We start from the raw sequence: 13628 nt of genomic DNA, 5'->3' as shown, positions 1-13628 counted from the left end.
GTTCCTTCTGCTGGCTCCGGGCCGGCGGTCCTGGGGAGACGGTCCGGGCGGATGGGGGTGTCAGGCGGCTCGGGTGAGCAGGTGGCGCACGAGCGCGATCAGCGCGAGGGCGGACGACTGCCGGTCGCGCGCGTCGCAGTAGACGACGGGGGTGTCCGGGAGCAGGTCCAGGGCCTCCCGCACCTCCGCTTCCTCGTACACCTTGGCGGGCTCGAAGCTGTTGACGGCGATGGCGTACTCGAGGCCGTACCGTTCGACGAGGTCGATGACGGGGAAGGTCTCCTCCAGCCGGGCGGGGTCGACCAGGAGCAGCGCCCCGAGCGCGCCGCGGGCCATGTCCTCCCACAGCTGCATGAAGCGCTGCTGCCCCGGAGTGCCGAACAGGTACAGCACGAGTTCGTCGCTGAGCGTCAGCCGGCCGAAGTCCAGCGCCACGGTGGTGGTGGTCTTGTCCGCGACGCCTCTGAGGTCGTCCACGTGGAGGGACGCCTGCGTCATCTTCTCCTCGGTGCGCAGCGGGGTGATCTCCGACAGGGAGCCGATGAAGGTCGTCTTGCCCACGGCGAAATGGCCGACGACCAGGATCTTGGCAGCGTTGGTCACCGCGCTGGAGACGTAGATGGATCCAGGGGCCGTCTCAGCCGATGAGGGATTGGAGTCCATTCAGAACCTTCTCGAGGGTCGCTCTGTCAACGTTCTGCGCCCGGGGCGGCTCCGCGCGGCGCAGGAGGTGGCCCTGCTCGAATAAGTCGGTCAGCAGCAGCCGGGCCACCCCCACCGGCAGTCCCACGTGGCCGGCCACTTCCGCGACCGACAGATAGCCGCCGGAGCACAGCTTCCAGATCGCCATCACCTCGGGGCCTGCTCCCAGTGGAGGGGTCCGGTCGGGAGCCAGGGTGACCAGGGTGTGCAGCGCCAGGTCGTCCGAGGCGGGCAGGCTCCGGCCGCCGGTGATGACGTAGGAGCGGACGAACTCGCTGGTGACGGAGGCTTCCTCGCCGGGCGTCGTCATACGCCCGCACCGTCCGAGCGCGGGGCCACACTCATCGCCTTGCTCAGGCCCGCCACCGTCTTCTGCATGCGGAAGGACATCGCCTCCATGTCGACGTCCGGCGCGGCCGAGACGGCGAGGTAGGAGCCCTGGCCGGCCGCGATCAGGAAGATCCAGCCGCCGTCGTACTCCAGCAGCGTCTGCTTCCAGATACCGTGTCCCGCTCCCACGAACCCCGCGACGGCGCGGCTCAGCGACTGCATCGAGCTCATCGCCGCGGCGTTCGTCTCGGCGTCGTCGCGCCCGATGTCGTCCGAGCGCTGCAGCAGCAGGCCGTCTCCCGAGACGAGGATCGCGTGCCGGGCTCCGCGCACCTCGAGCACGTCGTTCAGCACCCACGACAGGTCGATGTTCACTGGTTGTCAGGTCCTTCCGTGGTGTTCGTGGTGCGCCCGAGCTGAGTGCCGCGCGCGAACGCCCCGATCCGCGACGCCGTCACCTCGCTGGCCGCCTCGGGAGTCTCCTCCGGGCCGGCGCTGTCGAGGGCCGGGACGACCGTGACGGGACCGCTGCGCCGCCGGCGTTTGGGCAGGCCTCCCAAGGTCGTCCCCACCACGTGCGTGGGGCCGACGACCGGTACCGGCGCCAGTCGCTGGGGGGCCTCCTCGGGGGTCGCGGAGTCCTGGGCGCCGGCCGCGGGGGAAGGAGCGTCGGCGGAGAGCAGGCTTTCGGGTACACGGATCACTGCACGCACTCCGCCGTAGGGGGAAACGGAACCGACGGAGACGGCGAAGCCGTAGCGGGCGGCGAGCATGCCGCACACGGCGAAGCCGAACCGCGGCGGATCGCCGAGGCCGGTGATGTCGACGGGGCCGTCGACGGACAGCAGTGCCGCCGCCCGGTCCTTGGTCTCCTGGTCCATGCCCAGGCCGGCGTCGTCCACGATGAAGCACACACCGGTCGGCACGCTCTGGATGTTGACCTCGACCGGCGTGCCCGGCGCGCTGTAGTTCGTCGCGTTGTCCAGCAGTTCGGCCAGGACGACGGCCACCGGCTCGACCGCCTTGCCGACGAGCGAGACGTTCACCTGGGAGTGGACGCTGACCCGGTTGAAGTCCTTGATCCTGCCCTGGGCGCTGCGGGCGACGTCGTAGACGGTCGCGGCGCCCTCGCGCCTGCCCAGCCATCCGCCGCACAGCACGGAGATGCCCTTGGCGCGGCGGCCGAACTGGCTGCCGGTGTGGTCGACCGTCATCAGGTCGGCCAGGACGTCGGTGGTGTCGCCGTACTTCCTCAGCAGGCTGTCGAGGAGGACCTGCTGTTCCTCGGCGAGCGACTGGAGCGTGCCCATGGCGGACTTCAGCACCGCCTTGGTCGCCGCCTCGGCGTCGGCCCGTACGTCGGCGAGGTCGCGCTGCTGCTGGGCGGTGAGCGCGGCGATGTGCGCGTGCAGCCGGCTGATCTCGCCGCGGGCCTCGCCCAGCCCTGTCTCCAGTTCCTTTCGCGTTCTTCGGAGCGCCATGTTGGTTCTCCGGGCGCGCATCACTGCGACGACCGCAGCGACGAGCACCACCAGCAAGATCCACAGCAGTGGATCCGTGGTCAATGACGTCATGAGACTCTCTTCAAGTCGCATCGCGCCGTAAGCGTGCGAGCGCGATGGTGCCTTCGAGACTGTCCCCCCGTGCGCGTCCGTGACACGCCGTCAGCCCATGTGAAAAGTGGGATGATCTTATCAGTCAGAGAGGCACAACGAGCTTGCCCAGAACCGCAATTGAGACGACACCAAACCCACACACCCCTGTCACCCGGGCGTCGGGTCCCGGCCTCCCGGACGGCCGGCCGGCTCAGTCCGGCCACACCCCCGTGGCCAGCAGGGTCTCGATCGCCGCGGTGTACGGCGCGATGTCCAGGCCCTGCCCGGCGAGCCAGGCGTCGGAGTAGTACTTGTCGAGGTAGCGGTCGCCCGGGTCGCACAGCAGGGTGACGACGCTGCCCCGGCGGCCCTCGGCCACCATCTCGGCGACGATCTTCAGCGCGCTCCACAGCCCGGTGCCCGTGGAGCCGCCCGCCTTGCGGCCGATGGCCCGCTCCAGGGCCCGTACGGCGGCGACGCTGGCGGCATCCGGAACCTTCATCATCCGGTCGATCGCGCCGGGCACGAAGCTCGGCTCCATGCGCGGGCGGCCGATGCCCTCGATCCGCGAGCCGCAGTCGCAGGTGACGTCCGGATCGCCGGTGGTCCAGCCCTCGAAGAAACAGGAGTTCTCCGGGTCGGCGACGCAGATCCGGGTGTCGTACTGCATGTAGTGCACATAGCGGGCGAGGGTCGCGGAGGTGCCGCCGGTGCCGGCGGTGGCGACGATCCAGGCCGGCTCCGGGAACCGCTCCAACTCCAGCTGGCGGAAGATGGATTCGGCGATGTTGTTGTTGCCGCGCCAGTCCGTGGCCCGCTCGGCGTAGGTGAACTGGTCCATATAGTGGCCGCCGGTCTCCACCGCGAGGCGGGCGGACTCCTCGTACATCTTCCGGGGGTCGTCCACGAAGTGGCACCGGCCACCGTGGAACTCGATCAGACGGCACTTCTCGGCGCTGGTCGTGCGCGGCATGACCGCGATGAAGGGCACGCCGATCAGTTTGGCGAAGTAGGCCTCGGAGACGGCCGTGGAGCCGCTGGAGGCCTCGATGACGGGGCGGCCGGGGCGGATCCAGCCATTGCAGAGGCCGTACAGGAACAGAGAGCGGGCGAGGCGGTGCTTGAGGCTGCCGGTGGGGTGGGTGGACTCGTCCTTCAGGTAGAGGTCGATGCCCCACTGCTCGGGCAGGGGGAAGCGCAGCAGGTGCGTGTCCGCGGACCGGTTGGCGTCGGCCTGGACTTTGCGCACGGCCTCTTTCAGCCAGCCGCGGTAGCCGGCGTCGCTGCGGTCGACGTCGAGGGTGGCGCCGGTCCGGGTCGGGTGGGTGGTGCTCACGGCGATGCTCCTTCGGCTGGGCGCCGACGACGCCTCGCGCGGCCGGCACCTCGAGCATAGGCATCTTTCACACCGCTTCCCACCTGCATAAACACATCTTTCAGCCACCCAAAGACACCCCTGGGGAGCAGGGGGGCGCGAACTGTCGGGGCGCATTGGCGGGAGTGCTCCGGGCGCGCGGCGCGGGCGCTTCGCATGTACTGGTGCTCCCGGCCGCGTCGGGGCAGACTGCACGCGTCGGGACGATCGTCCCGGCCGTGGGCGCACACTGGATCGCGGAAGCACACGGGCAAGGGGGCGGCCAAGGATGGCGGAGCCGGAGTTCACAGCCACGGGCGTGCGGATCGGCAAGCGGCTGCGTTCGCTCACCCGGGCCGGTCAGGTCCGGATCAACGACGGCAGGCTGGAGTTGCTCACCAGCTACGGCAGCGAGATCGACAGTGCCCCGGTGCAGGCGGTGCGCGCGTCCCGGCCGTGGTTCGGACCGGACGACAAGGCACTCGCCGACCTCAACGGCAAGCGGTACCTGCTGACACTGGGCGAGCACGACCCCGCTCCGGGCGAGCCGGGGCCGCCCGCGGCACGCCGGTTCATCGAGGCGGTGCGCCGGGCCGCCGGGCGCGGCGGCTGAGGAGGGCGCGGCCGCCCGCTCGGCAGGACGCCGGTCGTATGACTCCGAGCAGCGGTCCGTCGCGGCGAGTTGCGGGACCGCATCCGCTGCGTCACGCTGGTCTCACGTCACTCTGGGTTTACCGGCGATAACGCTGCGAACCAGCCCGCCGGCCATACAGCAGGCGGACGTTTGGACGCAAGCCACCCTGCTGGATCCGTTGTTCTCCGTGTTCTTCCGGTCCCTCGGACCTCTACATCGGGGAGTCGCAGCCGTGATCAGTCACCCAAGCAGGCACTGCACGGTGGAGCTCCAAGCCCTGCCGTCGCGGATCGGCCAGGTCCGCAGAATCGTATCTGCGCAGTTGCGCTACTGGCACATGGACGCGTTGATAGACCGGGCGGCGCTCGGTGTGACGGAACTGCTGAGCAACGTCCACCGGCATGCCAGGCCCGACAAGTCGTGCACCGTCGAACTGGAGCTGGCGCCGGACCGGCTCACGGTCTCGGTGCGCGACAACGATCCCCGGCTTCCGGTGCCGGCCGACGCCCCGGACACGTCGGACGGCGGTCCGCTGGCCACGTGCGGGCGCGGGCTGGCGATGGTGGCGGCGGTCAGCGAGAGCTGGGGGGCGCGGCCGGACGGCGAGAACGGCAAGGTCGTCTGGTTCACGCTGCCCGCGCCCGCGGCGGTTCGGCCGTATCCGGCCCACGCGCCGCGCCGTGCCGCCGAGGTGCCCGCCGCGCCCGAGCCGGTCCGCGTCGGTACCGCGGCCAGGGCGCCGGTCGGTACGCCGGTCGGCGCCGGCGTCGCCCTGACCGCGGCAGCGCCCGCCGCGGCGGCGCCGGTGGCCGGCGCGGCCGCCACTGCCGCCGGCCCCCGCCCTCAGGCTCCCGCCCGGTCCGCCGTTCCCGGCTGACCGGGCGGTGAGACACGCCGCGCCGCGGCAGCCCGCCCACGCCGGCGGGCTGCCGCGGCGGCCCAGCTCGGTGGCCCGCGCCCGCGGGGTACCGCTGCGGCCACCCGTGCCGCCTGGGGGTCCCTCAGGCCCTTGGGACACTGGGGGGCACGACGGCCCGCAGCTGCTCAGGGCGCCGTCAGAAGCACCGGCACACCCCCAGGGGCGCGGGGCCGTATCGGCATGCGGCTTCGCCGCGTGGGCGCGACCGGCCACACCCCGCCCGCGCCCGCGAGACGACAAGCACCCACCCGTCCAGGGGCGCGAGCCGCCGAAGCGACGCAGTCACTCCGTCGCGATGGCACCCAGCACGTCCAGGCGTCCCGCCCGTCGCGCCGGGCGGAGTCCGGCCAGGGCGCCGGCGAGGAGGCCGACCAGGGCGACCACCAGGAGGCGTACGGGCGGGAGGGCGAAGGCGAACGCGGTGTCGCTCGCGCCGTCGGACGCCTTCACCAGCACCCAGCCCAGGAAGGCGCCGAGCCCGAGCCCGCCGGCCGTGCCGAACGCGGCGACCAGCACGGACTCCCAGCGGATCATGGCCCTCAGCTGGGCCCGGGTCTGGCCGACGGCACGCAGCAGCCCGAGTTCCCGGGTGCGCTCGTGCAGCGCGAGGGTCAGCGTGTTGGCGATGCCGAGCAGGGCGATGACCACGGCGAGGGCGAGGAGCGCGTAGACGAGCGTGAGCATCATGTCGATGCCGCCCGCCGACGACTGCGCGTACTCGTCCCGGGTCTGCACGGACGGGTTGCCGTACCGCGCGGCGACCTTCTTCACCGCCGCCTTGCCCGCGTCGGCGCCCACCCCGTGCCTGAAGGTGACGGCGATGAGGGTGTCGGCGTCCTGCGTGCGGTGCGGGGCCCACGCGGCCCGGGTGATGACGTAGTCGCCGGCGAGTTCCGACCGGTCGTACAGGGCCCGGACGGTGAAGTTCTCCGTGCTGCCGTCGGTGAAGGTCAGCCTGGCCGTGTCGCCGGTGCGCAGGTGCCGCCGGCCGGCCTCGGTGCGGTCGATCGCGATGCCGTCGGCGCCCAGGCCGCGCAGCGAGCCGGTGACGGTGCCGAGGTCGAAGGTGCGGTCGAGGGCCACCGGGTCGGTGACGGTCAACGCCCGCCCCTTGCCGTCGACTTCCGCGACCCCGCGGCCGAGCCCCACGGCCGTGTCCACCTGCGGCAGCCGCTGCAGCGCGGGGGCCAGCCGGGGGCTGAGGCCGCTGCCGCCCGCGCCGAAGGACGGGCTGCTGACGGCGACGTCCCCGGCGAAGGACCGGGACACCGTCTGGTCCATCGTGGCCTTCAGCGAGGCGCCGAAGACGGTGAACAGCGACACCACGGCCACGCCGATCATCAGCGCGCTCGCGGTGGCCGCCGTCCGCTTGGGGCTGCGCAGGGCGTTGCGCCGGGCCAGGGATCCGGTGACTCCGCGCAGCCGGTCCAGGGGGCCGCCGAGCAGCCGTACGGCCGTCGTGGCGGCGACCGGGCCGAGGACGACGAAGGCCGCCAGGGCCAGCAGTGCGCCCAGGCCCGCCCACCACACGGACGGGGACACCAGGACGCCGGTCAGGGTCGCGGCGAGCGCCGACGCGCCGAGGACCGCCCCGGTGATCACGCGGACGCGTGAGGCGCCGGAGGTGTCGACCGCCGTCTCGCGCAGCGCGGCGAGCGGCGCGGTCCGTCCGGCGCGCCGGGCGGGCAGCAGTGCGGAGCCCAGGCAGACCACGATGCCCACGGCGAGCGGCAGCGTCATCGACAGCGTCTTGATGACCAGGTCGCCGTCGGGGAACGGGAATCCGATCGCCGGGAACAGCGCCTGGAGGCCCGCGGCGATGCCGATGCCGCCCGCGAGCCCGGTGAGGGACGCGGTGAGCGCGACGAGGCAGGCCTCGGCGAGGGCGGCGGCGGTCACCTGGCGGCGGGCCGCGCCGAGGGCCCGCAACAGGGCGTTCTCCCCGGTGCGTTGGGCGACCACGATCGCGAAGGTGTTGTGGATGGAGAAGGTGGCGACGAGCAGGGCGACACCGGAGAAGACGAGCAGGAAGGTGGTGAAGACCGTCAGGAACTGGCTGGAGATCATGTCGGTGTTCTCCTGCGCCGCCTGCTGCCCGGTGATCGCCTCGACTCCCTTCGGCAGCACCGGAGTCAGCCGCCGGACGAGCTCCTGCTGACTCACCCCGGGCCCGGCCCGCACCGCGATGGACGCCGCCTGGCCGGGCCGGGCGGTGAGGTACTTCTCGGCGTCGGCGCGGGTCATGCCGGTGAAGGTCACCTGGGCCATGCCGTCCTGCCCGCCGAAGGTGGCGAGGCCGACGATCGTGACCTTCACGGGGTCCGGGGTGCGCAGGGTGGTGGTGTCGCCGATCCTCAGGCCGCCCTTCTTCGCGGCGCCCCGGTTCACCACGACCTCGCCCGGCCGGGCGGGGGCGCGGCCCTCGGCGATCCGGTAGGGGTTGAGCCCGGGGTCGGTGATCCAGTTCCCGGCGATCGTGGGCGGTCCCTGGCCGCCGACCGGCTTGCCGTCGGCGCCGACGAGCTGGCCGGCGCCCTGGATGTCCGGGGCCGCCGCGGCCACGCCCGGCACCCGCTCGACGGTCTTCACCAGCGAGGTGTCGACGGGCCGCCGTACGCCCTGGGCTTCGCCGGGCGTGGTGATGGCGTCGGCGCCGCGTACGACGGCGTCCGTGCCGCTGGTGGCCTCGCCGAACATGCTGCCGAAGCTCGCCCGCAGCGTGTCGCCCATGACGAGGGTGCCGGTCAGGAACGCGACGCCGAGGAACACGGCGAGGAAGGTGCCGGCGAACCGGCGCCGGTGCGTGCGCAGGGAGGTGAGGCCGAGCCGGAGCGATGCGTTCATGCGCGCACCTCGAAGGCCTTCATGCGGTCCAGGACCCGGTCCGCGGTCGGCGATTCCATCCGGTCGACCAGCCGTCCGTCGGCGAGGAAGAGCACCTCGTCGGCGTGCGCGGCGGCCATCGGGTCGTGGGTGACCATGGCGACGGTGCGGTCCATCTCCCGTACGGCCGAGCCGAGCAGGCCGAGCACCTCGGCGCCGGAGCGGGAGTCGAGGTTCCCGGTCGGCTCGTCGGCGAAGACCACTTCGGGCCGCCCGGCGAACGCCCGCGCCACGGCGACGCGTTGCTGCTGCCCGCCGGAGAGCTGCGACGACCGGTGGTGCAGCCGGTCGCGCAGTCCGACCACGTCGATCAGCGCGTCGATCCACTCCGGGTCGCCGCGCCGGCCGGCCAGGTCCAGGGGCAGGGTGATGTTCTCCGCGACGGTCAGCGTCGGCACCAGGTTGAACGCCTGGAAGACGAAGCCGACCCGGTCGCGGCGCAGCAGCGTCAGGCGCCGGTCGTCCAGCGCGCCGAGTTCGGTGTCACCGATCCAGGCGGCGCCGGAGGTGAGCGTGTCGAGCCCGGCCGCGCAGTGCATGAGGGTGGACTTGCCGGAGCCCGAGGGGCCCATGATCGCGGTGAAGCGTCCGGCGGGGAAGGAGACGTCGACGCCGTCCAGGGCGCGCACGGCGGTGTCGCCACGGCCGTACACCTTCACCGCGTCCACCACGCGGGCCGCCGCCCGCAGTGCGGTCGCCGTCATGCCGCACCGCCCTTGCCGGCGCGGCCGAACTGCTCCTCCAGGACGGACAGCCGGCGCCAGTACTCGTCCTCGTCGATCTCGCCGGAGGCGAAGCGGCGGCCGAGGACGGCCAGCGGCGAGTCGCCGGCGGGGCGTGCGCCGTCGGCCGGCCGCCACGGGCCGCCGCGGCCGCGCCAGGCGGTGCGGCGCAGCACGGTGACGGCGCCGATCACCACGGCCGCCCAGATCAGCGGGAAGAACAGGATCCATGGGCCGGGTCCACCGTGCCAGTCCGCCAGGGTCTGCATCTCGGGCCACTCCCTTGTCGGTTGTGCTGTGCGGGGATGGCACGAGACTCCCTCCGGGAAGGGGTCCGGGTCGTCGTGCGGCCGGCGGCAGTGCGGCTACCTCGCGGGGAGTACGCCGGGAGCGGCGGACTGCTCCCCTGACCACTGGCCGACTGTAACTACTAGTATGTACAGTGGGATCATGAGGAGCACCCCGGAACGACTGATCGAGTCCACCCGCGAGCTGCTGTGGGAGCGCGGGTACGTGGGCACGAGCCCCAAGGCGATCCTCGAGCGCGCCGGCGCCGGACAGGGCAGCATGTACCACCACTTCAAGGGCAAGCCGGACCTCGCCCTGGCGGCGATCCGCCGGACGGCGCACGAGCTGCGCGAGGCCGCCGAGCGGGCCCTCGGCGGTCCGGGCACGCCGTACGAGCGCATCGAGGCGTATCTGCGGCGCGAGCGTGACGTGCTGCGGGGCTGCCCGGTCGGCCGGCTGACCATGGACCCGGACGTGATGGCCGACGACGAGCTGCGCGCGCCGGTGGACGCGACGCTCGCCTGGATCCGGCAGCGGATCGCCGGGATCGTCGAAGAGGGCAAGCGCCAGGGCCAGTTCGCGCCGTCGCTGGACGGCGAGGAGATCGCCGCCGCCGTCCTCGCGACCGTGCAGGGCGGCTATGTCCTCGCCCGCGCCTCCGGTTCCCCCGCCGCCTTCGACGCCGGCGTCCGCGGTCTGCTCGCTCTGCTGGCGCCCCGGACTCCCGGACACCACACGCCCGTGGCGGACCACCGCGCCTGAGACGCGAGATCCCGCACCCGAGCAGTGATCCGCGAACCCGAGAGAGGACCGGGGCATGCACGCCATGCAGTACGAGTTCACCCTGCCCGCCGACTACGACATGGGCGTCATCCGCTCCCGCGTCGCCCGGGTGGGGCATCTGCTGGACGACTGGGAGGGGCTCGGCGTCAAGACGTATCTGCTGCGCGAGCGCGGGGTGCACGGCTCGCCGGTGAACCAGTACGGGCCGTTCTACCTGTGGAACACCATGGAGGGCATGAACGGCTTCCTGTGGGGAGGGGCCTTCCAGGGGCCGGTGAACGACTTCGGGCGGCCGGCGGTCCGGCAGTGGACGGGCCTGGCGTTCGAGGAGGGCGCCGCGAGCGGGTCGGCGCCACGGTTCGCCGTGCGGCGCCGCCAACCGGTCCCGGACGGCGTGGAGTTGGCGGCCTTCATGAGCGACGCGGCGGCCGAGGCGGGACGGCTCGCGGCACAGGACGGCGCGGTCCTCGCCGCGGCGGCCGTGGACACGCGCACGTGGGAGCTGGTGCACTTCTCGCTCTGGGAGCACGATGCGCCCGGCGCCGACGGTGACCTCTTCCAGGTCCTGCACCTGTCCGCGCCCGGCCGGGACCGGCTCCGGCGGGGGCGGCAGTGGTGAGCCGGGCGCGTACGGTCCTCGGCGACATCAGGCCACTGCTGCGCCGGCTGCGGCAGCGGCCGGCGGCCGAACTGGGCGCGGACCTGGTGGGACGCATCCTCTCCGAGCATTCCGGGCGGGCGTTCGCGGTACGCGCCGCCCCGGATCTGCTCGTACGAGTGCACGTTCTGCGAGGCGTGCGGCGAGGCCCTGGGCCGGATCTGTCCCGACTGCGGCGGCGAGCTGGTCCCCCGGCCTCGCCGGTCAGCCGGTCCGTGACCGGCTTACGACAATGGTTCCGCCGGGAGCAGGGCGACGAGGTTGGGCCACCACGCCGGGTGTGCCCGTACCAGGTCGCTCATGACGTGACTGTTCTCGAGAACGTGCCGGCAGTAGTCGGCCCAGGGCTCGGCGCTGGTGCTGTCCGGTACCGTCTCGTGGACGTGCACCCCGCTGCTCATGACGTCGGCCAGCATCTCGGCGATGGTGATGATCTCGTCCTGTTGCCCGGGCTGTTCGGGCAGCGGCTTGCCGCCGTAGAAGTACGCGCGCGAGCCGGGCCGTTCGAGCATCAGCACGTGCACTTCCCGCAGTGCCCGCAGCACCATGTCGTTCGCGGAGACGGCAGCCACCGCATTGCTCGTCCTGGTCTGCTCCGCGGCGGCTTTCGTCTGCCTGGCCAGATACAGCACCGACCACGCGGAGACTCCCAGAGCGAGCGCGGCCACGAAAGTGCTCACCGCTTCCACCGACATGCCGCCCCTGCCCTCCCCGCGCTTCCCTGCCGGCAACGGTACCGTGCCAGGCCCCCGCCGGGCATCCGACTCCCTTGCCGTGAAGGGAAGTTGGGGAGGGAGAGCCGTCAGCGCAGTGCCGTCAGCGGGTCGTCCAGGACCGGCTGCCAGGCCAGTTCCGCCGCTCCGACGAGGCTGTTGTGGTCGAGCGTGCAGGGCAGGATCGGCACTCCGCCGCTCTGCCCCCACAGGCTGCGGTCGGCGACGACGGCGCGCAGCCGTTCCGGGTCGGCGTCCAGGAGAGTGCGGTGCAGGCCGCCGAGGATGATGCGGTCGGGGTTGAGGATGTTCACGAGTCCGGCCAGGCCCAGGCCCAGCCGGTCGATCAGCGCCTCGGTGGCCCGGCGGACGGCGGGGTCGTCGTACTGGGTGCGCAGCAGGTCGTTGGCCTGCTGGAGCAGGGACACCTCGGGACCCGGCTCACGGCCGGCCTCCACCAGCAGGGCCAGCGGGTCGGCCTCGACGTCCAGGCAGCCGCGGCTGCCGCAGTGGCAGGGCCGGCCCTCGGGGTTGACGGTGAGGTGGCCGACCTCCAGGGCGAGCCCCGAACTGCCGGTGTGCAGGCGGCCGTCCAGCACCAGCGCGCCGCCGACCCCCCGGTGCCCGGTGGCCACGCACAGCAGGTCCCGGGCGCCCCGCCCCGCGCCGTGCCGGTGTTCGGCGAGCGCGGCGAGGTTGACGTCGTTGCCGGCGAACGCCGGGCCGGTGATGCCGGCCTCGCGCACCCGCTCGGCGAAGATGCGCCGGACCGGGGCGCCGACGGGCCACGCCAGGTGCAGCGGGTTGAGGGCGAGACCGTCGGGCTCGGCCACGGCGGACGGTACGGCGAGGCCGGCGCCGACGCAGCGGCGGCCGGTCGTGCGCAGCAGCTCGGCGCCCGCCTCGACGACCGAGCCGAGCACCTTCGCCGGGTCGGCCTCGACGGTCTCGCAGCCGGGCGCGGTCGCCACGATCCGCCCGCCGAGACCGACCAGCGCGGCCCGGAAGCCATCGGCGTGGACCTGGGCGGCGAGCGCCACCGGGCCGTCCTCGGCGACCTGGAGCCGGTGCGAGGGGCGGCCCTGGGAACGGGCCGCGGCACCCGGCCGGGCGTCCACCCGGATCAGGCCGAGCGCCTCCAGCTCGGCGGCCACGGCTCCCGCGGTGGCCCGGGTGACGCCGAGTTCCGCGGTGAGCACGGCGCGGGTCGGCGCCCGCCCGGTGTGCACCAGCTCCAGCGCGGGGCCCAGGGCGCCGCGCCCCCGGTCCAGCCGCGCTCTCGAGGTGGTCCTCTCCCCCGCCGTCCGGGGATCCGCGTTGCCGCTCATGTGGGGGAGTCTCCCATGATCCGCAGGTGCGGCCTGCTACCGGCCGCTGACCCGAAGCGTGATGTTCAGACGTCCGGACAGGCCCAGCCCGTCCGGGGCGGTGCCCGCGTACACCCGCGGGACCCCGTGGTAGGCCGACCGCGACGGCCCGCCGAACACGAACAGGTCGCCGCTGCGCAGCTCGATGTCCGTGTAGGGCCTGGAGCGCGTCGCGGTGTTCCCGAACCGGAAGACACAGGTGTCGCCCAGGCTCAGCGACACCACCGGCGCGTCCGCCCTCTCGTCGCTGTCGCGGTGCATGCCCATGCGGGCATCGCCGTCGTAGAAGTTGATCAGTGCGATGTCGTACGTGTACGGCGGCTGCGGTCCCAGCGCGGCGACGGCGGCGCGGCGGCCCAGCTCGCCGAGCCAGCCGGGGAAGGGCTTCACGGGGGCGCCGTCGCCGTCGACGGCCGTGCGGGCGTAGGCGTACGGGTACCAGTGCCAGCCCAGGCAGACCTGCCGCGCGCTCATCGTGCCGCCGCCCGGGGTGCGGACCGGGCGCAGTCCGGCCGGTGGCCGCGCCCACCGGCGGCAGGCGGCGAGCAGGTCGCGCTGCGCGCCGGCGTCCAGCCAGTCCGGGACGTGCACGGCGCCCGGCGCGACCTCGGCGCGCTCCCGGGCGAACAGCTCGTCTTCCATGCCCCCATCCTGCCCCACCACCCCTGAGCTGCGGCTCC

Annotated in this window: 16 protein-coding genes; 5 read left to right on the top strand and 11 right to left on the bottom strand. The window is 73.2% G+C overall.

The genetic code is table 11. The features are described from left to right. Positions 1-60 precede the first annotated feature (60 nt). The 5 genes from OG956_RS32265 to OG956_RS32245 form a co-directional block, all read right to left on the bottom strand. Positions 61-663, bottom strand: coding sequence for a GTP-binding protein (locus OG956_RS32265; protein ID WP_330341543.1), 603 nt, complete (start codon positions 661-663; stop codon positions 61-63). Next, positions 638-1012: a DUF742 domain-containing protein gene (locus OG956_RS32260; RefSeq protein ID WP_330341542.1), complete on the bottom strand. Its 375-nt coding sequence runs from the start codon at positions 1010-1012 to the stop codon at positions 638-640. The genes OG956_RS32265 and OG956_RS32260 overlap by 26 nt, the downstream gene beginning before the upstream one ends. After that, on the bottom strand, positions 1009-1407 hold the full coding sequence (locus OG956_RS32255; protein ID WP_330341541.1) for a roadblock/LC7 domain-containing protein: 399 nt from the start codon (positions 1405-1407) through the stop codon (positions 1009-1011). The genes OG956_RS32260 and OG956_RS32255 overlap by 4 nt, the downstream gene beginning before the upstream one ends. After that, entirely contained in the window at positions 1404-2606 is a 1203-nt protein-coding gene (locus OG956_RS32250) for an ATP-binding protein (RefSeq protein WP_330341540.1), read from the bottom strand. The genes OG956_RS32255 and OG956_RS32250 overlap by 4 nt, the downstream gene beginning before the upstream one ends. 232 nt (positions 2607-2838) lie before the next feature. Beyond that, positions 2839-3963, bottom strand: a complete 1125-nt coding sequence (locus tag OG956_RS32245; protein ID WP_330341539.1) for a PLP-dependent cysteine synthase family protein — start codon at positions 3961-3963, stop codon at positions 2839-2841. A gap of 307 nt (positions 3964-4270) precedes the next feature. Here OG956_RS32245 and OG956_RS32240 point away from each other — a divergent pair, with 307 nt between their 5' ends. Together OG956_RS32240 and OG956_RS32235 are read left to right on the top strand one after the other, a co-directional pair. After that, the gene (locus OG956_RS32240; RefSeq protein ID WP_330341538.1) at positions 4271-4594 is read left to right on the top strand and encodes a hypothetical protein; all 324 of its coding nucleotides are present in this window, start codon (positions 4271-4273) and stop codon (positions 4592-4594) included. A 253-nt stretch (positions 4595-4847) separates the two neighbouring features. Continuing rightward, the gene (locus OG956_RS32235) at positions 4848-5492 is read left to right on the top strand and encodes an ATP-binding protein (protein WP_330341537.1); all 645 of its coding nucleotides are present in this window, start codon (positions 4848-4850) and stop codon (positions 5490-5492) included. Between the two features lie 324 nt (positions 5493-5816). On the opposite strand, the gene OG956_RS32230 is transcribed toward OG956_RS32235, so the two are convergent. From OG956_RS32230 to OG956_RS32220, 3 genes are read right to left on the bottom strand one after another with little or no spacing between them, the layout of a single operon-like run. Continuing rightward, entirely contained in the window at positions 5817-8378 is a 2562-nt protein-coding gene (locus OG956_RS32230) for an ABC transporter permease (protein WP_330341536.1), read from the bottom strand. After that, the gene (locus tag OG956_RS32225; protein ID WP_330341535.1) at positions 8375-9121 is read right to left on the bottom strand and encodes an ABC transporter ATP-binding protein; all 747 of its coding nucleotides are present in this window, start codon (positions 9119-9121) and stop codon (positions 8375-8377) included. The genes OG956_RS32230 and OG956_RS32225 overlap by 4 nt, the downstream gene beginning before the upstream one ends. Continuing rightward, on the bottom strand, positions 9118-9408 hold the full coding sequence (locus tag OG956_RS32220; RefSeq protein WP_330341534.1) for an SHOCT domain-containing protein: 291 nt from the start codon (positions 9406-9408) through the stop codon (positions 9118-9120). Before OG956_RS32220 ends, OG956_RS32225 begins: the two co-directional genes overlap by 4 nt. A 166-nt stretch (positions 9409-9574) precedes the next feature. Here OG956_RS32220 and OG956_RS32215 point away from each other — a divergent pair, with 166 nt between their 5' ends. The 3 genes from OG956_RS32215 (at position 9575) to OG956_RS32205 (ending at position 11087) form a co-directional block, all read left to right on the top strand. After that, on the top strand, positions 9575-10189 hold the full coding sequence (locus OG956_RS32215) for a TetR/AcrR family transcriptional regulator (RefSeq protein WP_330341533.1): 615 nt from the start codon (positions 9575-9577) through the stop codon (positions 10187-10189). A gap of 55 nt (positions 10190-10244) precedes the next feature. Then, positions 10245-10829, top strand: coding sequence for a DUF4865 family protein (locus OG956_RS32210; protein ID WP_330341532.1), 585 nt, complete (start codon positions 10245-10247; stop codon positions 10827-10829). A gap of 108 nt (positions 10830-10937) precedes the next feature. Beyond that, entirely contained in the window at positions 10938-11087 is a 150-nt protein-coding gene (locus OG956_RS32205; RefSeq protein WP_330343000.1) for a DUF1272 domain-containing protein, read from the top strand. A 5-nt stretch (positions 11088-11092) separates the two neighbouring features. On the opposite strand, the gene OG956_RS32200 is transcribed toward OG956_RS32205, so the two are convergent. The 3 genes from OG956_RS32200 to OG956_RS32190 form a co-directional block, all read right to left on the bottom strand. Continuing rightward, entirely contained in the window at positions 11093-11548 is a 456-nt protein-coding gene (locus OG956_RS32200; protein ID WP_330341531.1) for a hypothetical protein, read from the bottom strand. A 122-nt stretch (positions 11549-11670) separates the two neighbouring features. Continuing rightward, positions 11671-12909, bottom strand: coding sequence for an ROK family protein (locus OG956_RS32195; protein WP_330341530.1), 1239 nt, complete (start codon positions 12907-12909; stop codon positions 11671-11673). Between the two features lie 36 nt (positions 12910-12945). After that, the gene (locus tag OG956_RS32190) at positions 12946-13590 is read right to left on the bottom strand and encodes an alpha-ketoglutarate-dependent dioxygenase AlkB family protein (RefSeq protein WP_330341529.1); all 645 of its coding nucleotides are present in this window, start codon (positions 13588-13590) and stop codon (positions 12946-12948) included. Positions 13591-13628 lie beyond the last annotated feature (38 nt).

Source organism: Streptomyces sp. NBC_00557 (assembly GCF_036345995.1).
Lineage (GTDB): Bacteria > Actinomycetota > Actinomycetes > Streptomycetales > Streptomycetaceae > Streptomyces.
This window is presented reverse-complemented; position numbering and strand designations above follow the sequence as displayed.